Origin of the sequence: Sporosarcina sp. P34 (assembly GCF_002743375.1) — a bacterium.
In the GTDB taxonomy this organism is placed as follows: Bacteria; Bacillota; Bacilli; order Bacillales_A; family Planococcaceae; genus Sporosarcina.
Window position 1 is genome coordinate 241,711 of record NZ_PDZC01000003.1, and the last position, 17,793, is coordinate 259,503.

Annotated in this window: 33 protein-coding genes and 1 tRNA gene; 31 read left to right on the forward strand and 3 right to left on the reverse strand. The window is 38.9% G+C overall.

Annotated features, from left to right (window positions below):
* Positions 1 to 72 precede the first annotated feature (72 nt).
* A tRNA-Arg gene (locus CSV63_RS07205) sits at positions 73 to 146 on the forward strand.
* Between the two features lie 148 nt (positions 147 to 294).
* On the opposite strand, the gene CSV63_RS07210 is transcribed toward CSV63_RS07205, so the two are convergent.
* From CSV63_RS07210 to CSV63_RS07220, 3 genes are all read right to left on the reverse strand, one after another.
* Positions 295 to 1,407, reverse strand: a complete 1,113-nt coding sequence (locus CSV63_RS07210) for a site-specific integrase (protein ID WP_099695224.1) — start codon at positions 1,405 to 1,407, stop codon at positions 295 to 297.
* 167 nt (positions 1,408 to 1,574) lie between these two features.
* The gene (locus CSV63_RS07215) at positions 1,575 to 1,799 is read right to left on the reverse strand and encodes a helix-turn-helix transcriptional regulator (RefSeq protein WP_099695225.1); all 225 of its coding nucleotides are present in this window, start codon (positions 1,797 to 1,799) and stop codon (positions 1,575 to 1,577) included.
* A gap of 126 nt (positions 1,800 to 1,925) precedes the next feature.
* Entirely contained in the window at positions 1,926 to 2,330 is a 405-nt protein-coding gene (locus tag CSV63_RS07220; protein ID WP_099695226.1) for a helix-turn-helix transcriptional regulator, read from the reverse strand.
* A gap of 144 nt (positions 2,331 to 2,474) precedes the next feature.
* Here CSV63_RS07220 and CSV63_RS07225 point away from each other — a divergent pair, with 144 nt between their 5' ends.
* From CSV63_RS07225 to CSV63_RS07380, 30 genes are all read left to right on the forward strand, one after another.
* Positions 2,475 to 2,720, forward strand: coding sequence for a helix-turn-helix transcriptional regulator (locus CSV63_RS07225; RefSeq protein WP_099695227.1), 246 nt, complete (start codon positions 2,475 to 2,477; stop codon positions 2,718 to 2,720).
* A 77-nt stretch (positions 2,721 to 2,797) separates the two neighbouring features.
* Positions 2,798 to 3,127 carry a DUF771 domain-containing protein gene (locus CSV63_RS07230; RefSeq protein ID WP_099695228.1) on the forward strand — a complete coding sequence of 110 codons (330 nt, stop codon included), beginning with the start codon at positions 2,798 to 2,800 and terminating at the stop codon, positions 3,125 to 3,127.
* Positions 3,124 to 3,459: a hypothetical protein gene (locus CSV63_RS07235; RefSeq protein WP_099695229.1), complete on the forward strand. Its 336-nt coding sequence runs from the start codon at positions 3,124 to 3,126 to the stop codon at positions 3,457 to 3,459. Before CSV63_RS07230 ends, CSV63_RS07235 begins: the two co-directional genes overlap by 4 nt.
* A gap of 114 nt (positions 3,460 to 3,573) precedes the next feature.
* Positions 3,574 to 4,326 carry a hypothetical protein gene (locus tag CSV63_RS07240; protein ID WP_099695230.1) on the forward strand — a complete coding sequence of 251 codons (753 nt, stop codon included), beginning with the start codon at positions 3,574 to 3,576 and terminating at the stop codon, positions 4,324 to 4,326.
* A complete protein-coding gene (locus tag CSV63_RS07245) occupies positions 4,323 to 4,544 on the forward strand; it encodes a hypothetical protein (protein ID WP_099695231.1) in 222 nt (73 codons plus the stop codon). The genes CSV63_RS07240 and CSV63_RS07245 overlap by 4 nt, the downstream gene beginning before the upstream one ends.
* Positions 4,545 to 4,548: 4 nt before the next feature.
* On the forward strand, positions 4,549 to 4,755 hold the full coding sequence (locus tag CSV63_RS07250) for a hypothetical protein (protein WP_099695232.1): 207 nt from the start codon (positions 4,549 to 4,551) through the stop codon (positions 4,753 to 4,755).
* Positions 4,756 to 5,073: a YopX family protein gene (locus CSV63_RS07255; RefSeq protein WP_099695233.1), complete on the forward strand. Its 318-nt coding sequence runs from the start codon at positions 4,756 to 4,758 to the stop codon at positions 5,071 to 5,073.
* Positions 5,074 to 5,259 (forward strand): hypothetical protein, encoded by a 186-nt coding sequence (locus CSV63_RS07260; protein ID WP_099695234.1) that lies wholly within the window; start codon positions 5,074 to 5,076, stop codon positions 5,257 to 5,259.
* Positions 5,256 to 5,546 carry a hypothetical protein gene (locus tag CSV63_RS07265; protein WP_099695235.1) on the forward strand — a complete coding sequence of 97 codons (291 nt, stop codon included), beginning with the start codon at positions 5,256 to 5,258 and terminating at the stop codon, positions 5,544 to 5,546. The genes CSV63_RS07260 and CSV63_RS07265 overlap by 4 nt, the downstream gene beginning before the upstream one ends.
* A 15-nt stretch (positions 5,547 to 5,561) precedes the next feature.
* Positions 5,562 to 5,897: a MerR family transcriptional regulator gene (locus tag CSV63_RS16735; protein WP_233191980.1), complete on the forward strand. Its 336-nt coding sequence runs from the start codon at positions 5,562 to 5,564 to the stop codon at positions 5,895 to 5,897.
* A gap of 15 nt (positions 5,898 to 5,912) precedes the next feature.
* Positions 5,913 to 6,272, forward strand: coding sequence for a helix-turn-helix domain-containing protein (locus CSV63_RS07275; RefSeq protein WP_099695236.1), 360 nt, complete (start codon positions 5,913 to 5,915; stop codon positions 6,270 to 6,272).
* 48 nt (positions 6,273 to 6,320) lie between these two features.
* The gene (locus CSV63_RS07280) at positions 6,321 to 6,590 is read left to right on the forward strand and encodes a hypothetical protein (protein WP_099695237.1); all 270 of its coding nucleotides are present in this window, start codon (positions 6,321 to 6,323) and stop codon (positions 6,588 to 6,590) included.
* Positions 6,562 to 7,041, forward strand: a complete 480-nt coding sequence (locus CSV63_RS07285; protein ID WP_158233925.1) for a siphovirus Gp157 family protein — start codon at positions 6,562 to 6,564, stop codon at positions 7,039 to 7,041. The genes CSV63_RS07280 and CSV63_RS07285 overlap by 29 nt, the downstream gene beginning before the upstream one ends.
* 14 nt (positions 7,042 to 7,055) lie before the next feature.
* A complete protein-coding gene (locus tag CSV63_RS07290) occupies positions 7,056 to 7,427 on the forward strand; it encodes an organic solvent tolerance protein OstA (protein ID WP_199203625.1) in 372 nt (123 codons plus the stop codon).
* Between the two features lie 18 nt (positions 7,428 to 7,445).
* Positions 7,446 to 8,384 (forward strand): AAA family ATPase, encoded by a 939-nt coding sequence (locus tag CSV63_RS07295; RefSeq protein ID WP_099695239.1) that lies wholly within the window; start codon positions 7,446 to 7,448, stop codon positions 8,382 to 8,384.
* A gap of 2 nt (positions 8,385 to 8,386) precedes the next feature.
* Positions 8,387 to 8,869, forward strand: coding sequence for a DUF669 domain-containing protein (locus tag CSV63_RS07300; RefSeq protein WP_099695240.1), 483 nt, complete (start codon positions 8,387 to 8,389; stop codon positions 8,867 to 8,869).
* Positions 8,870 to 9,030: 161 nt separating this feature from the next.
* On the forward strand, positions 9,031 to 9,225 hold the full coding sequence (locus CSV63_RS07305; RefSeq protein ID WP_099695241.1) for a hypothetical protein: 195 nt from the start codon (positions 9,031 to 9,033) through the stop codon (positions 9,223 to 9,225).
* Entirely contained in the window at positions 9,222 to 9,491 is a 270-nt protein-coding gene (locus tag CSV63_RS07310) for a hypothetical protein (RefSeq protein ID WP_099695242.1), read from the forward strand. Before CSV63_RS07305 ends, CSV63_RS07310 begins: the two co-directional genes overlap by 4 nt.
* Positions 9,481 to 9,681 (forward strand): hypothetical protein, encoded by a 201-nt coding sequence (locus CSV63_RS07315; RefSeq protein WP_099695243.1) that lies wholly within the window; start codon positions 9,481 to 9,483, stop codon positions 9,679 to 9,681. Before CSV63_RS07310 ends, CSV63_RS07315 begins: the two co-directional genes overlap by 11 nt.
* 163 nt (positions 9,682 to 9,844) lie before the next feature.
* Positions 9,845 to 10,627: an FAD-dependent thymidylate synthase gene (locus tag CSV63_RS07320; RefSeq protein ID WP_158233926.1), complete on the forward strand. Its 783-nt coding sequence runs from the start codon at positions 9,845 to 9,847 to the stop codon at positions 10,625 to 10,627.
* Positions 10,628 to 10,631: 4 nt separating this feature from the next.
* On the forward strand, positions 10,632 to 10,919 hold the full coding sequence (locus tag CSV63_RS07325) for a hypothetical protein (protein ID WP_099695245.1): 288 nt from the start codon (positions 10,632 to 10,634) through the stop codon (positions 10,917 to 10,919).
* A gap of 201 nt (positions 10,920 to 11,120) precedes the next feature.
* Positions 11,121 to 11,426: a MazG-like family protein gene (locus CSV63_RS07335; protein ID WP_483315655.1), complete on the forward strand. Its 306-nt coding sequence runs from the start codon at positions 11,121 to 11,123 to the stop codon at positions 11,424 to 11,426.
* Positions 11,427 to 11,454: 28 nt separating this feature from the next.
* Complete coding sequence (locus CSV63_RS07340; RefSeq protein ID WP_099695247.1) at positions 11,455 to 11,850, forward strand: zinc-finger-containing protein; 396 nt, start codon at positions 11,455 to 11,457, stop codon at positions 11,848 to 11,850.
* Positions 11,834 to 14,158: a phage/plasmid primase, P4 family gene (locus CSV63_RS07345; RefSeq protein WP_099695248.1), complete on the forward strand. Its 2,325-nt coding sequence runs from the start codon at positions 11,834 to 11,836 to the stop codon at positions 14,156 to 14,158. The genes CSV63_RS07340 and CSV63_RS07345 overlap by 17 nt, the downstream gene beginning before the upstream one ends.
* A gap of 556 nt (positions 14,159 to 14,714) precedes the next feature.
* Positions 14,715 to 15,146: a hypothetical protein gene (locus tag CSV63_RS07355; RefSeq protein ID WP_099695250.1), complete on the forward strand. Its 432-nt coding sequence runs from the start codon at positions 14,715 to 14,717 to the stop codon at positions 15,144 to 15,146.
* A 108-nt stretch (positions 15,147 to 15,254) separates the two neighbouring features.
* Positions 15,255 to 15,620 carry a YopX family protein gene (locus CSV63_RS07360; protein ID WP_099695251.1) on the forward strand — a complete coding sequence of 122 codons (366 nt, stop codon included), beginning with the start codon at positions 15,255 to 15,257 and terminating at the stop codon, positions 15,618 to 15,620.
* On the forward strand, positions 15,617 to 16,156 hold the full coding sequence (locus CSV63_RS07365; protein WP_099695252.1) for an ERCC4 domain-containing protein: 540 nt from the start codon (positions 15,617 to 15,619) through the stop codon (positions 16,154 to 16,156). The genes CSV63_RS07360 and CSV63_RS07365 overlap by 4 nt, the downstream gene beginning before the upstream one ends.
* A gap of 22 nt (positions 16,157 to 16,178) precedes the next feature.
* On the forward strand, positions 16,179 to 16,574 hold the full coding sequence (locus tag CSV63_RS07370; protein ID WP_099695253.1) for a sigma factor-like helix-turn-helix DNA-binding protein: 396 nt from the start codon (positions 16,179 to 16,181) through the stop codon (positions 16,572 to 16,574).
* 212 nt (positions 16,575 to 16,786) lie between these two features.
* Entirely contained in the window at positions 16,787 to 17,266 is a 480-nt protein-coding gene (locus CSV63_RS07375; protein ID WP_099695254.1) for a hypothetical protein, read from the forward strand.
* Positions 17,267 to 17,333: 67 nt separating this feature from the next.
* Entirely contained in the window at positions 17,334 to 17,684 is a 351-nt protein-coding gene (locus CSV63_RS07380) for a hypothetical protein (protein WP_099695255.1), read from the forward strand.
* The last annotated feature ends 109 nt before the right edge of the window (positions 17,685 to 17,793 follow it).

The following is a 17,793-nucleotide window of genomic DNA, read 5'->3' on the forward strand; positions in this document are numbered from 1 at the left end:
TTTAAGAAATAGTGTTGACTTTTGTTTAGGTTATGCATATAATAGTTCTTGTGCCTGTGGTTGCAGGTGTTTGTCTCAGTAGCTCAGCTGGATAGAGTAATGCCCTTCTAAGGCATCGGTCGGGGGTTCGAATCCCTCCTGGGACGTAATATGCACATTTTTACACAACATAAAAGTATTAAGGAAACCCTTTAAACGTTGACATTACAATGTTTGAAGGGTTTTTCTTTTATGTGAAGTGTAGCATTGAATACACATGAATATATAAATTTACAACACAAACGCTACACATTGCTACACCACATTTGATTGCATTTCCGTTATGATCCGCACAGATTTTTCTTCTTCTTCTTTTCTCATTTCTTTTAAAACATGTGAGTAATATTTGAGCGTTGTTTCCACATCTTTATGGCCTGCACGTTCAGAAACAAATTGAACCGATACACCTTTATATAGTAAAACAGAAATATGAGTATGTCGTAATCCGTGAATAGTGATAGGGTCGATCTTTAAACTTTTCAGTGTGTTTCGTAATAATTTATTAATCGCTTCATTGGACAATGTGCCTTTGCTGGATTGTGGATTGAAAAATACCGCACCGTGTAAATTGGAAGGTAACTTTTGAAAAAGGTTTTTAAATATATCCATTGTCACTTTATCCACTGCAATATCTCGTTTGGATTGCGTATTTTTAAGTGGAGCGAACCCCGTGCCTTTTTTGTAATCCCAGGCTTGCCGAACGTGAATGACACCCTTTTTAAAATCAAAATCAGATCGTTTCAATCCAATTAATTCAGCGAATCGCATTCCGGTTGCTGCCGCCAGTAATAAAATGTAATAGCCTAAACTTTTATCCAGCCGTTTCTTCAACTCCGCAATCAGTAAAACACTTTCCTCGTAATTCAAATGTCGTTCTTCAGATGTTTTGGATTCCACTTTACTATTAAATTCCACACCGCGTGTGAAATCTACACGTATTCTTCCTTCATCCACAGCATCTTTCACACAAGCGCGAATATGCGTGTTTAATTTGCGTATCGTCGCATAGGCGCGAGTCTCACCGTATTCATTCAGGAAACGTTGATATTTCCGCTTAGTCATATCTTGTAAGGTAATCCCGCCTAATTCTTCTACAATCGTTTTATGGGTGTTCAGGTAGCGATTATAAGTGACTTCGGCCTTTGCAGATTTTAAATCTTTTACCCACACTTCGAAATAATCCGCAAAAACATCTTTATTGAGGACTGGGGAGACACCTTGGGCCAGTTCTCCTTCTATTATGTCAGCAGCTTTCTTCGCTTCTCCTTTTGTGCGGAATCCACCTTTGCGTATAGGGGTATATTTACCTTCCGTATAACTGCTTATTGTATATTGCCAGGTCTTCCCACGTTGCTGAAATGTAGCCATATTAGTTTCTCCTTTCCTACTAAATGATTGGAACATTCGTTCTACTTATGATATATTAGCATTACCTAAAATGTCAAAATTTAAAAATATACATATTTTTGGGTGAAAGTAGGGTATAATTAAAGTAAGCTATTCGGCTGACAGTCGGATACGAGCAGACCTTAGATCTACTCGTTATTGCTCACTTCGTTCCATTGGTATAAATCTTCGATCTGGCAATCTAAAATAACCGCGATGTTTTTGGCGACTTCCAATGACATCCCTTGCTTGTTTGTTACATATTTATTTACCTGTTGCTTGGTCACACTTAACTTAATTGCCAAATCATTCTGATTCATACCTTTACTTTCTAGGATTTCTCGAAGCAAGCATCTTCCGACTTTGTAAGCCAAATAGACACCCCACAAAAAATATTAAAGGCGGCGCTGTTATGAACAACGATGCGTTACAAACACTGGTGAGTTTCGTCCAACTTCTTAAAAATAAGAAATGTAAACCGCCTAGCCAAAGTTCAAAAATTAATCCTGATTCATCTTCTCGTAATACTCCACAGTAAAGCGTATGCTTTCCAAAAACTTTTCTCGATCCTCTCCCTGCATGGAGAGGGTTTTTTCTATTAAATCTTTTAGAAAATTCATTTCGTTTAATTCTAATCCGTCAGCCATTTGTAACGCACGTTGGAAATTATCGTTCTGATCTTCCACATTCGTTTCAGGAAATAAATCATCCACTCTAATATCCAACGCTTTTGCAATAGCAAATAAAGCATCTTGTTCAGGTGAGATTGTGCCTGTTTCATAATTCGATATGGTGTTATTTTTTTTGCCTATCAACTCCCCGAGATCGTTTTGAGTAAGTTTTTTCTTTTTTCGGTAGTGTTTTATTTTACCGCCTACAAACTTCGCTAAATCATCTTCCTTCATTAGTACATCCTCCTTCCAGAATTAATTATACCATAGTATTATGCTGTTTAAAGAGATTTATTCCTTAAAAACGAAATAAATCGTTGACAACTTCGGTAATAACGAATATAGTAGATTCATAGCAAACAGAGAGGAGGAAAAAACATGAAACAGTGGAACTTGATTCGCTTACGCAACGAAAGAGGTTTAAAGCAGAAAGACATGGCAAAGCTGTTGGATATAACGGTTGAATCATACGGTTTGAAGGAACGCGGTCAGCATCAGTTCCGGATGGATGAAATGTTTTCAATCAGTCATTTCTTTCTTGTACCAATTGAAGATATTTTTTTACCTAGGAACTTCGGTAATAACGAAGTTTGTGGACCGCCTGAAAGTCATTGTTCACTTTGAACAAAACAACCATCAAAGGTTGCACTGAAAATATGGACTAGAAAATTTCAGTAAATTAAGGAACTGGGGGTGCAACAATGCAACAACTTAATGTCAATCTTTCTATTGATATTCCAACGGATTACGTATTAATTTCAAAAATCGAATTGGAAGATTTGCAAAAAGAACAACTACTAGGAACCTACTGGACAATGAAAGACTTAGAAGTTCGGACAAGCAAAAAACAAGTATGGCTGAAAGAGAATCTACTCTATGTACCAAAGTTCAAAGAGTCGTTAGATGTGAAGAATGGTGGATTTGTTTATTACCCTAGTAAGTCGGGTGAAAAGTGGAGTTTTCAGGCTAGTGAAATGGCAAAGTTTCTGGACAAAAACTTTTGTTTAATATTCGGAGGGAGAAAATCATGAATCTAGTAGATGAAACAACAGATCTAATAAATCGCCTAGCATCTATTGTGGAAGACAACCGAGAAGAACAAGGGTATGCGGGCATCTTACGCATAACGATTGATAATGATTTAGGTAATCAAGTCCAGATGGACACACCGGAATTCTTAAAAAGTTTCCCAGTAAAAAATTACGATGCAAAAATGGAAACGTTTGAAGAGTTTCCGTATCACCTATCTATTGATGTGGAAGGTGTGAAGTTCTTTACTATGTTTTGTCACCAAGAGTTTGCCGGTTTGGAAGAGTCACACCCCGAACACTATGAATACATTGCACAGGCGGTGCTGATATGACACCGAGCGAATACATGTTCATTCTGATAATCGGAATATCAATGATCGGTTTCATGCTTGGGAGTCTGTGGGAACACGCGGGACAGGAACTTAAAAATGAGGAGGATTTATCCAATGGAAAACAAACTAGGTCGTAAGGATATGCAAGACTGGCAGGAAATGACGGATGCATTAACAGCTCGTGTATATAAAAGTGGATTTAATGCAGGGTATGACGCGGCAAAGGATGAGACACCGGATGTGGAAGATATGGCAAAATCGTTGTGGGATAAATATACACCTGAAGGATTGTCAGATTTAATGATGGCGATTGACGAGTTATGTCCTCATGTTCCGATTAAATCAGCGAACGAACAACGTGCGGAATTGATTCAGCGGGCTAGGGAGTTTGTTCAAAAGTATGAAAGTGTGGAAACAGGAGATTTAAACTTCCACATCGGAAATGCTACCGCGCAACTCCATTTTTACAAAACTGAATTTGTCAGAAAAGAAAATAAGATTACTGCTCTAGTTAGATGGATGAGCCATGGCACAGAAGTTCAAAGCGTAGTTCGTCATGTGGGACGTTCGCAATGCATCACTGGCGAAGTATTCAACGAATGGATCGGCAAAGCTATCGCACTAGCAAGAGCGTTGGAGATTGATATTCCGAAAGAGTTTATGAATGCAGTACAGCCGGATGAGGTGGTTTTAGGAATGGTTGTTGGGAAGTTTATACACCCTGATGTGGATGAAAGCTATACGTCCGTAGTATCAAAACCAGGTCAGTATCCAAGAGGTGGGCGATTAAGTGCAATTGATTCTGATTTCGTTAGGTTGTCTACGATCATTGACGATACAAACGCTCAATATGGTACAGACCGATGAGTAACTTTACCGTAACCATCAAAGCCGGATCACCCGCTGAACGTGAGCAACGCGTACAGGATTTACTGGATAAAGGATATTACGTGGTGAAGTATATCGAAGACGAAAAACACGGCAAGGTATATGACGGTGTAGGCAATCGATACAGCAATGCCAAGGTCAAGTTTAGCGGTACGGCTAGCAGTAAAATATACGCGGCAATCATGCGAAAGAGGTGAGCGTATGAAGTGGACAAGCGAGGGCGGTGCATGGCGTGTAATAGTACGTCACACAGGCAGTCGACACTCGATCCGTACAGTTACCATCGAAAAGTTTAGTAAGCGTAGCGGTGAGTTTAAGGAACTCCACAAGCGGCATACGTATATTATTCCGTTTACTGTTCTATCAGTCTACGACGAGTTTATTAGTCTAGGAAATGAGGTGAGATAGATGCGAGAGATTAAGTTTCGAGCTTGGGATGTAGCAATCGAAATGATGTTTCATGACGTAACTACATTATCGGCTGATACAGGGATTTATATGCAATATACCGGATTGAAAGATAAGAACGGTGTGAAGATTTATGAAGGTGACATAATCGATGACCATATCGGTGTTGGTGTTGTGGAATATTCACATTCAGGTTTTAGAACTAACTATAATGACGGCTTGTGTAAATGGCTTATGGACTATCTTGTAAGTGAATTTAGAACTGTTGAAGTCATCGGCAACATCTACGAAAACCCTGAACTATTGGAGGTGAGATAGATGGAGAAACACTTACAACCACCTGAACCTGTAACAGTCGATGAATGCACATATTGCGGTCAGGAATTAGCAGAAGGTGAAGAAGTCCTAGCGTTCCCTAGTGAATACAACTACTTTTGCAATGCGGAATGTGCGGTCAATCAGATGTTGAAAGAAAGCAATATTGAGAGGAGGGTGTTGGAGTGAACGAGGAAGAAGTTAAGAAGCTGAAAGATAAACTACGTAGCGGAAGTGTAGGCAGATCGGCGATAAGGGTTATCTATTTAGGAAGAAAAGGCGGTTGGCATTACGGTAAAGTAATCGAAGCAATACCGCGTCACGTTCAGAAATCCGGCTTGCCTTATCCTTTCCCGAAGTGGAGACATTGTGATTATCGAATAGTGGACGAAGACGGAGATCCTTTTCCTATTAGCGAACACGGAACGATTTTACATGACGGGTTTTACTTTGTCCCTGACGATTTTGAAATTTGAATGGAGGGTGTTGGAATGAGTGAAAGATTCACGCCTGAACAATTGAAGATAGCTGAATCTAATGGCATTACACGGAAAATGTTAACATCCAGATTAAAAGACTTAGGTTGGGATATTCAAAAAGCTGTTACCCGTCCAGTCACGCGTAGAGACAACAATGCAGAATATGCAATGTATAAAGGTGAGGAGTTTCTTTACACTGGAACGATTTCAGAGTTAGCAAAAAGACACGGTGTTTCAGAAAACACTATCAGATATTACACTTATCCGGCTTATCAAAATAAATTGAAGAAAAGGCGTAAAGTCAGAAATGTTATTACGGTGGATAGGTTGGATGATGACGAAGATTGAAGGGAGGTGAGAGAAGTGGGAAAAGAGTGCGAGAATTTTTCCGATATCGAATATTTTACTAATCGTTTAGGCAAAAGGATAAAAGTGATTAGAGAAATTCATGGAATGTCTAAAGTGGAATTTAGCAAGAAAACCGGTATTAGCGGACCCTATTTATCGCAAATAGAAAACGAAAACCGAAACATTGGATTGAAATTTATACTGCTAATAAGCCGAGCGTTTGATTTGCCGATAGAACTATTTATTTATGGCGATGATGATTCGTTATTAGACCATTTCGGTGTTCTGGAACAATTCAGTGCCGAAGCCGAAATTAAGGAATTAGAAGAAAGAATAATGGAATTAAAAAACGCCCGACTGCAATCGGACGCTTAATCAAACCATCAACACTATCAATATACCACGAAACAGGAGGAAATATACATGAATGAAAAATTGATTGAACATCTTGAAGATATGCTGGCAAGTGAAAATGCCAAGCTTATAGATATGGCGATTGATGCAATGGAATATGAATCGGATGTTCCGTTTGGTGAGTTAACGCTAATCACTGCTCAAAAAGAGTACAAGCATATGCAACAACGTGTGCTTGGAATGATTGACATGCTGGAAGAAGTCAAAGCTTTTTCTGAAGGGTATTTTGACCAGATAGGAGTTGATGAGAGTGGCAACACTGTACGAGTTATCCGGTGATTATCTGCAAGTACAACGCATGATAGAGGACGGATTTGAAGGTCTAGAAGATACGCTGGAATCTCTACAAGGACCATTACACGAAAAGTTGGAAGCGTACGGAATGGTTATTCGTAACATCGAATCTGACGTTGAGGGTTTAAAGGCGGAAGAAAAGCGTTTAGCTGAACGTCGCAAGGTGATGGAAAACGGAATTAAGCGTATGAAAACATCTATTCATGAAACTATGTCTTCCACAGGCGAGAAGAAGATCAAGGGTGAAAAATTCACGTTTACCATTCAGAAAAATCCTCCATCGTTAAAAGTTGTGGACGAGTCATTGATTCCGGAGATATTCTTCGATGAACAAAAACCTACTTTGAATAAAAAGTTATTGATGGAATCCATAAAAGATGGGTTTGAGTATGAAGGCGCACAAATATCACAAGGCGAATCTTTACGGATTCGATAATAGGGGGAAATAACATGACAAAAGAAAAATTAAACCAAAAAGAACAGCACTATGCAGGTGATCGTGACAAGGCAGAAGAAATCGTATTGGCTGCTAAAGATTCGATTTATCTAACAATGCACAAAATCACTGAAAAGCATAATAAACTCGGAACGTACTTCCTGGTTGATTTGACATACAGCTTTAATGTGCCGCGTGAAATCATGGAATCAGAAGCCGCTAAAGATGCAGCTAACCACATTTTGCATGATGGGGTGAAAGTTACACAAGATGGAGATGGTTCATTCTATGTTGATCCGAATCAGATTTCTATTGATGATGTTGTGGAAGTAGAACGAGAAGCAGAAGCTGCAGAAAACGCGATAAACCCGGACGTACCATTTTAATAGAGGAGTGTGGAAGAAATGTTTGAACCGGAAAAGGCAAGGCGAGAAAAACAAAAAGCTGTAATTGGTTTTATCGGTCCATCGGGATCTGGTAAAACAGTATCAGCCTTGCGGATGGCTTACGGCATGATGAAAGAAGCCTATCCAGATGTAGATGAAAAGGAATTATGGTCAAAAATCGGTGTGGCTGATACGGAGCATAAGCGGTCATTATTGTACTGGAATGAAACGTTCGGAGATATGCGAATTGGTGAGTTTATGCATATTAACTTTGAACCACCTTACACTACGGATCGCTACAATGGCGCTGTGCAAGCATTAAAGAAAAGTGGATGTGAAGTTATTATAGTAGATTCTTTGTCTCACAACTGGCAGGGAAAGGGTGGAATAATCGAAACGCACAGCAACATGACAGGCAACAGTTTTCAAAACTGGGGTAAATTATCCAGTGAAACTACTAGTTTAATTGAAACACTCACAACAAATAATGTTCATGTGATCTGCACGATGAGGACTAAAACCGAGTATGTTGTTGAATTGAATGAACATGGAAAAATGGCACCAAGAAAAGTCGGTACTAAACCCGTTCAGAAAGATGAATTTGAATACGAATTCATGATTAATTTTCTTGTCAATATGGAGGGTGTTTCTGAAACGTCAAAAGATAACACGCGATTATTTGAAGGTGAATCAAAAATTATCACTGAAGAAGATGGCAGCAAGCTTTATCGTTGGGTTGAATTAGGAGTTGATGTGAAAGCAGAAGAGGAAGAAAAACGAGCGGCTGAAGAAGAAGAAAGGCTGGCACTCCTCCACACGATTCAATCCATGATTAGTGCTGATGCAGATTTACAAAAAATGATAACCAATTTCGAATTTAAGGCTAATCAAAAGCTAGAAAACTTTTCAAAGGTATTACTAAAAACCGCCATCGAGCGACTAAAAGGGGATAAATAATTATGTCATTTTTCAAAATGGATGAAGTAGAAGAAGTAAAAGGGTTCCAGTTACCAAAGCCAGGTAAGTATGAAGCAGTTGTAATCAATGCAGTTGCCAAGAAAACAAATGCAGGTAAAGACATGATGGTTGTAGACTTTGAAATCCGTTCCGATGTGCCACAGGATTCACAAGGCGCTAAAGTTCTTTACAACAATTTCACTTTTGAACATCCGATTGCCCAAGGAATTGTAAAGTCACTTTGCAAGGCTGCCGGTGTACCAGAAAATTATCAATTCTCGTCATGTGAAGAAATGGCAAACCTACTAATAAATCGTAATTTGGAAATCGGGGTGAAACACGAAGAAGGAAATAATGGCAGTATGTACGCTAAAGCATCATATTACAATCCCTCTAATGTGGATGCCCCAAGTCAAGTAGGAAACGATCCATTCCGTCCAGGTGGGGGACTAATTGAAGTGACAGATGATGAACTTCCGTTCTAAATAAAATTAAATAGAGAGGTCCATTTTCAGGACTTCTCTTTTTTATATCCAAAAATCGAAAATAACAATGGAAGTGAACGTAAATTGATGTTTTATCTAGCTGCATCCGCAATATTTTTACTGGCTTATGGACTTGGATATGTGAGAGGGAGGGATCTGTAATGACTTGGAGAGACAACTATATTGAGGAACAAAAAGTATTTATCAGTATGTTACAAGATCAGATAAAAGAACGGAATCAGCAATTAAAAGTTGAACGTGCTAACCGTCTACAACTCGAATCGGACAATCGCAGAATGTGGGAATTGCTTTATGGCGTGGAAAGTAATCGGAATTATCGGGAGGGGTCGGAATGAAATGTCCAGTGTGTGAAAACGAATTTAAGACTACGGCATATCATGATGGTGGCTTCATGTCAGAACAAAGTGGTGAATGCGAAGTATGTTGTTATGGCTACAATTACGCTTACGGATCAACGTCTGAACAGTTTAGTTTTTTGGAATTGTATCACTCATATACCTTTAATAACGAAGTGAATGAAAAGTATGAAAAATACAGAAGCGCTATTATCCAAATGGAAAGAGAAGATTTTCAGAAAGCGGTGAATAAGAATGACGACTAATGTAAATATAGAAGATGCAGATGTAAATATTCTACTCACTATCGACGGCAACATGCACCTTGTCGCTATGCGTAAGGATGATTTAGAAGCAATCCGAGTGTTAGTCAAGAGTGCGGCATCAAAAGGTGCGGTTGTTAAGACTGAAAAGACTCAAAAGCAATTTAACGACTTTTTAGGGTATGGAGGGTGATTCAGAATGATCCCAGGCAAACATGGAGCCATCATCATCAACCCGACACCCACCGTCACAGTAACCAAACGTAAAAACGGTAAACCCACAGTCCTCGAATATGAGGGCTACCGGTTTGTACAAGACAATAGACCGATTAAACATAAAAAGGGGAATCGCAATAATGATTAAAATAAAAAACAGCATGCCCGTTTATTACGGAGATACATTTACTATCAAGCTCGTACGATACAGTGATCCAGCCCGTCTGAACGCGGCACGTAATGCGGCACGATATTTAGGTAAGCCAGACATTGCGAATACACGCAGACCGTTATCCATAATTCGCATGGGACATGTACCTGCTATATTCCGCGGAGAAATGGCAGAGTTCGAATTTACGGACGTATCGAAGGAAGTCTATGACCATCTAGCAACCTACAGTACCGCTAATATGCGTGTGGCAGGTGGTAACAGGGCGCTAAGAAGTGAAGGCTATGTATTACCATCCGACAAGGTTAAGGACGAAAATGCAGTAAATCTTGCAATAGGCGACTCTATGGGCAACTATTACGATTTGCTAGATAGTGGTGAAACTCCACAGGTTGCCAGATCTGCTATGCCGGTCAACGCAAAACTAAATACGTTTGTCTTTCAGTTTAATTTTCTAACGCTTGGACAATCGGTATTTAAGCAACGAATTTGGGAAAAAGGCGCACAAGGCAATACGGAAAAAGTAGTACAAGCCATGTATGAGTTGGTTGAATTTATGGATGCTCAACTGTGGACGACGTTTTATGAGTGGTATGGCAAACCGGCTACTGATTGGGTAGAGGTCAGACGGAAAATTAAGAAGAAAAATATCACACTTGCGGATTTTGTAGAACAAGCCGGAAACATAGACGGAAATATATTACTAGAAGATGTACTCGTCGAATTATATGGCGAACAGAAAAGCATGTGGTGATGATATGAAAATCCAAGAAATCAACAAACATCAGCCGTACATTGAAAGCGATCTGTTCAGGAAAGAAGTCAGTGATAAACAACGCATTAAAGGTTCACAGAAATACCCTGAATTATTCACGCCTAGTAGTTGGACGGATGACGAACTAGCCGAACATGCCATGATGGAATTTCATGATGGGCAAGAATATGTTTCTGGCATGAGAATCAGAATGAGGGAAATGAGAAAAGAAATCGAACGCTTGGAAAAAGAGAATGAAGTATTACAACGAAGATTGGAGGGTGGAGGATGAAACGAACCAACGCAAACGGAATCACACGCACACTACCCATCAAAACTATCAACTGTAAGATATGCGGAGATGAGCAACAGACGCAAGTAGGAAGCGTATGCCATAGAGACAATATATGCATTATATGTGCCAACAAAGCACTAAGGATAAAGAAAAGTCGATCGAAAAAATTCGAAATACAATAACCAGGGGGAATTATAAATGATGCAAGATTTAACTGAAAAAATTAGAACGTGGGCAATTATGAGAGGTCTGGACGATGCGGATCCGAATAAACAAATGCTCAAGCTCATGGAAGAGGTAGGAGAATTGTCTGCTGCCATAGCGAGAAATAACGAATGGGAAACAACGGATGCAATCGGTGATATATTCGTTGTCCTTACTATTCTTTCTATGCAACTAGGATTTTCCTTAGAAGGTTGCGTTGATAGTGCGTATCAAGAAATCAAAGACCGTAAAGGAAAAATGGTCAATGGTGTTTTTGTAAAAGAAGCAGACTTGGAATGATAATCAGTTATGCGTTAGGAGGGCAACCATGAGTGCTATTAAAAATTGCCATAATTGCGGATCGGAAAATGTAAAAAAAGAAAGTAATTCTATTATTTATGGTCGCGAGTATGGGAACGGAAAATGTTATTACTGCCATGATTGTAAGGCAAGTGTAGGTACACACGACAGTGGTAAACCGTTAGGTACATTGGCTACTAAGGATGTTCAGGTTTTACGGAAAGCTTGCCATGATATTTTCGATAAATTATGGCGTTATGAAAAGTTAGCTAGTCGCAGTCAACTATATAAAGACTTGGCAAGAAGGCTGAAAATAACTAGCAATGAATGTCATTTCGGTATGTTCCAACGTGATCGATGTCTTCAGGCGTTGGATATTATTACTCAAGATAGATGGTGGGATCACAATGAAGGAAAACTATGATTTTAATGCTATCCCTTCCGAACTAAAAGCCCTTCCGCAATGGATCTTGTGGAAATCTGAAAAGAAGGGTGGGCGGTATACCAAAATTCCTTGTCAAGTTGACGGTGAAACAGCGCAAACTAATAACCGCAGTACGTGGTCCACATTTGCTACGGTTATCAAGTTTTATTTAGCGGGTGGATATGACGGTATAGGGTTCGTTTTCAGCCGCCAGGAAAATTACATTGGTATTGATATAGATAATTGTGTTGTGGACGGCAAACCCAATACATTTGCTTCAGAGATTATAGATTCATTGGACAGTTACACGGAATTCTCCCCAAGTGGAAAAGGACTGCATATCATTGTCAAAGGCGGCCTTCCACAGAATGTTATGGGAACTGGACGGAAAAACACCCAGCATGGACTAGAAATATATTCATACGGTCGTTATTTCACCTTTACGGGCAATCGTGAGAATTCTAATGATGTGTATGATCGAACCGATGAGCTGGCAGAAGTATTCGAAAAATATTTTGATGATAGCGATATTCAAGGCCGTGTAAATCTAGCAGATTTTGAAAATGATGAAATCAAAGTGTCCAATGAAGCGCTTTGGGAAAGAATGTTTCGTTCAAAAAGCGGTGATGAGATCCGTTCACTTTATAACGGAAATTTAATCAATGATGACCATTCATCTAGTGACTTGGCTTTATGTAATCACCTTGCATTTTGGACAGGCAAAAGCGCTACAAGAATGGATGCCATGATGAGAGAATCAGGTCTTATACGTGATAAATGGGACAAGATCCATCATTCCAGTGGAGAAACTTATGGTGAACGGACAATAGCGGAAGCCATTACTTCTACCCCTTCCACAATATTAGACCAACAACAATACGACGAATTCTCTTTTGACTTCCACAATAATGAGGATGTGGAGGACAAGCCGAAAAAGAAGTTCCGTTTGACTGAATTAGGAAATGCCGAGCGGATCGCATATGAATATGGCCACACAATTAAATATGTAGGGGATATGGGTTGGCTTATATGGGATGGAAAACGTTGGCGTGTGGACACTAAAAAGGAAATCGAACGCATTACCAATAAAGTTTTACGCGGTCTATACAAGTCGGATGATGAGATGGAAACCAAGTGGGCACGTATGTGCGAACGTCGTAATATCCGGATGAATAGCATAAAAGATTTAATGCCGTTGGTACCTGGCGAACGTAACGATTTCGATCTTCACAAGTTTTTATTTAACGTAGATAACGGAATCATTGACTTAAAAACAGGGAAAATTCAGCAGCATGATCGCGAATTAAATTTAACTAAAATAGCAAATGTCGAATATGACGAAAAGGCAAAGTGTCCCGTTTGGTTGACGTTTTTAGATCAAATATTTAAAGGTGACGCGGATCTGGTTGATTACATGCAACGTTTGGTAGGGTATTCGCTGACTGGTGATACTTCCGAACAATCTATGTATTTTCTAGTCGGTGGTGGATCTAACGGTAAATCTACTTTTGTCAATACGATTAAAAAACTAGTAGGCGATTATGGTCTACAAACAAATTCGGAAACGTTTATCAAGCGTAAAAGCGATGGTGCCAACAACGACATTGCCAGGCTTGCTAGTTCCCGTTTTGTATCAGCGGTTGAATCCGAAGAAGGAGAAAAGTTACAAGAATCACTTGTAAAAACTATTACTGGTGGTGAAGCGATACTAGCGCGCTTCTTGCGTCAAGAGTTTTTCGAGTTCATTCCGGAATTTAAAGTGTTTTTCACCACGAATCACAAGCCGATCATCGGTGGTGTAGATGACGGTATTTGGCGCAGGGTGAAGATCATCCCATTTACTTTGAGTTTAAAACCGCATGAACGCGATAAAAAACTTGAAGAAAAGTTGTCGCTTGAAATGCCAGGGATTTTAAACTGGGCCATTGAAGGTTGCTTGAAGTGGCAGCAGTCGGGAGTAAAAGAACCGAGAGTAGTAACGGATGCAACCGGAAACTATAAAGACGATATGGACATTCTCGCTCCATTTTTGAATGAAGTTTGTTATATAGATGAGCCTAAAAATGAAGCAATTCAGATTGAAGCAAAGGAATTATATAACGTCTATGACAAGTGGTGTTTTGGTTCGGGTGAACGATCTCTTGGAAATCGTTCGTTTTATCGAATGTTGGAAACTAAAGGGTTCGGAAAAACAAAAGGAACTGGAAATAAGACATTTTTGACAGGAATAACCATAAAAGAACGCGCGCCAGTTACTGGAGGAGTTACCGAAAATGAAGAAAGTAGCTTTTTCAAGGTCACTCAATAACACTTAAATCGTTCAGTAACTCAAGGCGTTTTTTAACAAGTCAATAGCACCAATGGTTTAACAGGGTTATTTTTTAATGAGTTATTATAATTATTGGTTTTTCTATAACTTTAAAAAATAAAAATAAAATATATATATAAGAGTATTAGTATTCAGTAAACCGGATTTCCTGATACTCATAATAACTCAAAACAACTTGAAGCGTTGCGTCTGTAGGGTTGAGCGTCAGTTACTGAACGAAAAAAGGGTTATTTAACGGACGTTTCAGTTACTTTAAGAGGTTTTTAAAAAATCCTGATAACTAGGAGGCGTTTAATTTGGAAATTTACGCAAAACCATATGTAAAACATCAAATATCAAAATTCACGAGTGTCAAAGTATTAAAACGCGATGGGTTTAAATGCTTGGGCATGGATATTTATAATACTTATAAAGATTGGTGTAGAAAGTCGAACACTTTACCTTATCCAAAAAACAAACTGTATAAAACCCTCGAAAAGAAATACGAGAAAACTAAAATTAATGGAAAAATTTATTTTCTGGATGCGGAAGTATTATGACTAACACACTAAAAATACTCTCGCTCATCTGGAAATCCGGCGCTGAAATTTATCGTGATGAAAAAGACGGCAGGCTTGCACTAAACAATGCGAGCCTGATCCATCCAGAAGTATTGAAATCAGCGGAACCGATTTTTAATCAAATTGATGATTGGTTTAAAAGTTGGGAGGGTGCAACCGGTCCCGATATTACAATTCGAAAAGCGTTGGAATTATATTGTGGATGGACAAAGAATGAAAAAATGAATACCTGGCTATTGTCGGATAATGAATCATTAAATTTATTGCATGATTGGACCGTTGTACTTGCTCGTAATGGTTGGCGTGATCCATACGATGATTATCGGCAATATGAAAATGATGAATCAAATGAGATGAAAACGGAATTTTATAAACGTGCCGTTTCATGGGCTAGTCGGAATAAGTAGCTAACAGTCGCTTCTTGGCGAATTACGTCAAAGGTGAACATTTACTCTTGCAAAGATTTATAGAGCCTAGAAACGAATGCTACGACGTTGTAAAGGGAGGGAAATAGAATGAATAGAGAAATTAAGTTTCGCGCTTGGGATAAACGACATAATGAAATGTATGACTGGGAAACAATAAAAGCAGAATTCACAATGAAAGATTTCGAGCACGAAGATTTGGTCTGGCTACATTATACAGGTTTAAAAGATGGTGCGGGATATGAGATTTATGAAGGTGATATTTTAATTGAATATCCTCATCAAAATCTTCATGAAGTAATTTGGGATGAGTACGGATTGTTTCTTTTCAATCCTGTTGGCGCTTCAGGTGAAGCTGTTGATTATTACGAGTTTGAAGAAACCGCGACTAGTCTTTCCTTCGTGCAAAGTAATATTTACAAAAATCCTGAACTGTTAGTAGGTGATAAAAATTGATCCATTACAAGTACACCGATAAAGAAATCGAAGCAATATTAAAGACGTTGACCATCGTTATCGATACAAGAGAAAAAGTGAATGGTCATGTGTTGAAATATTTACAGCAAAAAAGTATACCGGTAAAGATTCAGAAACTAGATCATGGTGATTATGGTTGCATGATTCCGGCTAATCCAGAGTTAGGTATTCAACGCGATTTATACATGAATACATTCATCGAAAGGAAAAATGGAGTAGATGAAATTACGGGTAATCTACAAAAAGATACCCAACATGCTTTTATCAATGAATTGATTAGAGCGCAAGGTAGCCGCTTTGTCCTGTTTGTGGAAGAACCTGATTTTGATGAAAAGATCGCAAAAGGTGATTACCGTTCAAAGTACGATCCAAAAGCATTAAAAGGCAGACTGGAAAGTTTAAAGGCGAAATATAACTTTGAAATCGTACCAATGAGCAAGCAGATGATTGGGCATAATATTCTCCATCGTTTTTATTATCAAGCACGACATTTTTTAAAGACTGGGATGTTTTAATTAAAAAAGGCGGGTGCTTATATTGTTCGAATGGCTAAAGGATTATCAAGAACTTAAACAGAAAATAGAGTACCTAGAATATAATCTTGAACGTTCCGGTAAAGAACTGCATAGATGGGTTTCGGGTGATCTTGCAAAATACAAATTAACAGCAGAGTCAGATGGCGCTCAATTAGAAGAACGAATCGAAGTGATTGAATATGAACTCGCTCATAATATGAATGATTTCTATGATATGCAAAAAATGATGAAAGCATTCAAGGGATTAGAAAGCAGAATCCTTTTCTTGAAGTATGTGGAAGGCAAGACGCTTGAACAGATAGCTGAAGATGTCGGTTACAGTTCTAGTCATATTAAAAAACGTCATGCTGAAATAATGAGAGCGATGCAAGTGGCGAAGGAATATAGTGCATTATAAAAGTGTCACGAAAGAGCACCATTCCAAAAGGCTGATACTATTGAAAATCCGCGATATAGTAAGAACATAAAGAACTGACAACAGGGGCCTGGTTGGTGCCGAGTTGTTAAGCTTTATAGTTCCTCCTCCAATTTGATTCCATCCAGTTGTTCCGACTGGGTGGTTCTTTTTTTCTTCTGTTTTGGTTACAATATCCAAAAGGGGGAATGGAAATGAAAAAACTATGGGTATTATTATTAATGGTTGGGCTACTAGCAGCCTGTGGAAGTGACGATTCAAAAACCGAAGCAACAGGAAACCCGAATGAATCCACATGGGATGACGTGAAAGACCATGATCGCATTGTTGGTGTAAGTGATAAAGACTTTTCAAAATTAAAGAAAATGAAACCGGGTAAAGTCAGGAATGATACTACTGGCAAAGCAAAGAAATTAGTCATGTCCGGTAATGAAGATGTGTTGGAATACTTGTTATCTTACGAAAAAAAGAACATGAAAGACGATGAGGTTCATTACATAATAAACTTTACTACTAACACTACTACCATCGTAAATAAGATGAGCGGATTACTATATGCAGATGTAAAAGAATACGTCGACAAAGAAGAACACGATGCCAAGGCGATAGGTTCTGGCATGTTATTAAAAAGTTATATCATCTATCCAGATGGTGACATAGAAGAAGTTGAATAATCCATAACATTGAAAGGCATCCGAATCTCATCGGGTGTCTTTTTATTTTATGGAGGGGGAGAAACTTATGAAAGAAAACATTAAAGGTATGAGAAGAAAATGTATCAGGTGCAAGCATGAAGGTGTGACATACACAAACGATGAAGTCGTTGCCTTCTGTCCTGTTTGCGATGGTAACTATGTAGACCTATTCAGATGGGGTACGGTAAATACATGCGCTAATAAAAAACCTGACAAGCGTCCAGAAACAAAGATAGCGGAATTAGAAAAGCGTATCGAAGTATTGGAAAAAGAAAAGCAATCCGGTTATACCATAGACAACGTAATCATCAACGTGAAAGAGCATGTGGACGTTGACAGAATCGCCCAGGAACTAATCAAGATGCAACAACGTGGAGTGAGAGGGAGTGGACGTTAATGGATATCAAAGACTACAAAGACAATGAGCTACTACGTGAGTTAGTCCGTCGTGGATGGTACAAGTCAGAGATACCATTCGTGGTTGGTTGCTGTGGCAAGGGTCGCAA

Coding starts and splice junctions, on each gene's coding strand:
- CSV63_RS07230 (WP_099695228.1), top strand. CDS start 2,798: ATGCAACAACTTAATGTCAATCTTTCTATTGATATTCCAACGGATTAC.
- CSV63_RS07300 (WP_099695240.1), top strand. CDS start 8,387: ATGTCATTTTTCAAAATGGATGAAGTAGAAGAAGTAAAAGGGTTCCAG.
- CSV63_RS07325 (WP_099695245.1), top strand. CDS start 10,632: ATGAAAATCCAAGAAATCAACAAACATCAGCCGTACATTGAAAGCGAT.
- CSV63_RS07250 (WP_099695232.1), top strand. CDS start 4,549: ATGAAGTGGACAAGCGAGGGCGGTGCATGGCGTGTAATAGTACGTCAC.
- CSV63_RS07360 (WP_099695251.1), top strand. CDS start 15,255: ATGAATAGAGAAATTAAGTTTCGCGCTTGGGATAAACGACATAATGAA.
- CSV63_RS07225 (WP_099695227.1), top strand. CDS start 2,475: ATGAAACAGTGGAACTTGATTCGCTTACGCAACGAAAGAGGTTTAAAG.
- CSV63_RS07235 (WP_099695229.1), top strand. CDS start 3,124: ATGAATCTAGTAGATGAAACAACAGATCTAATAAATCGCCTAGCATCT.
- CSV63_RS07210 (WP_099695224.1), bottom strand. CDS start 1,407: ATGGCTACATTTCAGCAACGTGGGAAGACCTGGCAATATACAATAAGC.
- CSV63_RS07310 (WP_099695242.1), top strand. CDS start 9,222: ATGAAATGTCCAGTGTGTGAAAACGAATTTAAGACTACGGCATATCAT.
- CSV63_RS07245 (WP_099695231.1), top strand. CDS start 4,323: ATGAGTAACTTTACCGTAACCATCAAAGCCGGATCACCCGCTGAACGT.
- CSV63_RS07240 (WP_099695230.1), top strand. CDS start 3,574: ATGGAAAACAAACTAGGTCGTAAGGATATGCAAGACTGGCAGGAAATG.
- CSV63_RS07280 (WP_099695237.1), top strand. CDS start 6,321: ATGAATGAAAAATTGATTGAACATCTTGAAGATATGCTGGCAAGTGAA.
- CSV63_RS07345 (WP_099695248.1), top strand. CDS start 11,834: ATGAAGGAAAACTATGATTTTAATGCTATCCCTTCCGAACTAAAAGCC.
- CSV63_RS07320 (WP_158233926.1), top strand. CDS start 9,845: ATGATTAAAATAAAAAACAGCATGCCCGTTTATTACGGAGATACATTT.
- CSV63_RS07315 (WP_099695243.1), top strand. CDS start 9,481: ATGACGACTAATGTAAATATAGAAGATGCAGATGTAAATATTCTACTC.
- CSV63_RS07375 (WP_099695254.1), top strand. CDS start 16,787: ATGAAAAAACTATGGGTATTATTATTAATGGTTGGGCTACTAGCAGCC.
- CSV63_RS07255 (WP_099695233.1), top strand. CDS start 4,756: ATGCGAGAGATTAAGTTTCGAGCTTGGGATGTAGCAATCGAAATGATG.
- CSV63_RS07335 (WP_483315655.1), top strand. CDS start 11,121: ATGATGCAAGATTTAACTGAAAAAATTAGAACGTGGGCAATTATGAGA.
- CSV63_RS07355 (WP_099695250.1), top strand. CDS start 14,715: ATGACTAACACACTAAAAATACTCTCGCTCATCTGGAAATCCGGCGCT.
- CSV63_RS07295 (WP_099695239.1), top strand. CDS start 7,446: ATGTTTGAACCGGAAAAGGCAAGGCGAGAAAAACAAAAAGCTGTAATT.
- CSV63_RS07380 (WP_099695255.1), top strand. CDS start 17,334: ATGAAAGAAAACATTAAAGGTATGAGAAGAAAATGTATCAGGTGCAAG.
- CSV63_RS07220 (WP_099695226.1), bottom strand. CDS start 2,330: ATGAAGGAAGATGATTTAGCGAAGTTTGTAGGCGGTAAAATAAAACAC.
- CSV63_RS07305 (WP_099695241.1), top strand. CDS start 9,031: ATGACTTGGAGAGACAACTATATTGAGGAACAAAAAGTATTTATCAGT.
- CSV63_RS07340 (WP_099695247.1), top strand. CDS start 11,455: ATGAGTGCTATTAAAAATTGCCATAATTGCGGATCGGAAAATGTAAAA.
- CSV63_RS07260 (WP_099695234.1), top strand. CDS start 5,074: ATGGAGAAACACTTACAACCACCTGAACCTGTAACAGTCGATGAATGC.
- CSV63_RS16735 (WP_233191980.1), top strand. CDS start 5,562: ATGAGTGAAAGATTCACGCCTGAACAATTGAAGATAGCTGAATCTAAT.
- CSV63_RS07290 (WP_199203625.1), top strand. CDS start 7,056: ATGACAAAAGAAAAATTAAACCAAAAAGAACAGCACTATGCAGGTGAT.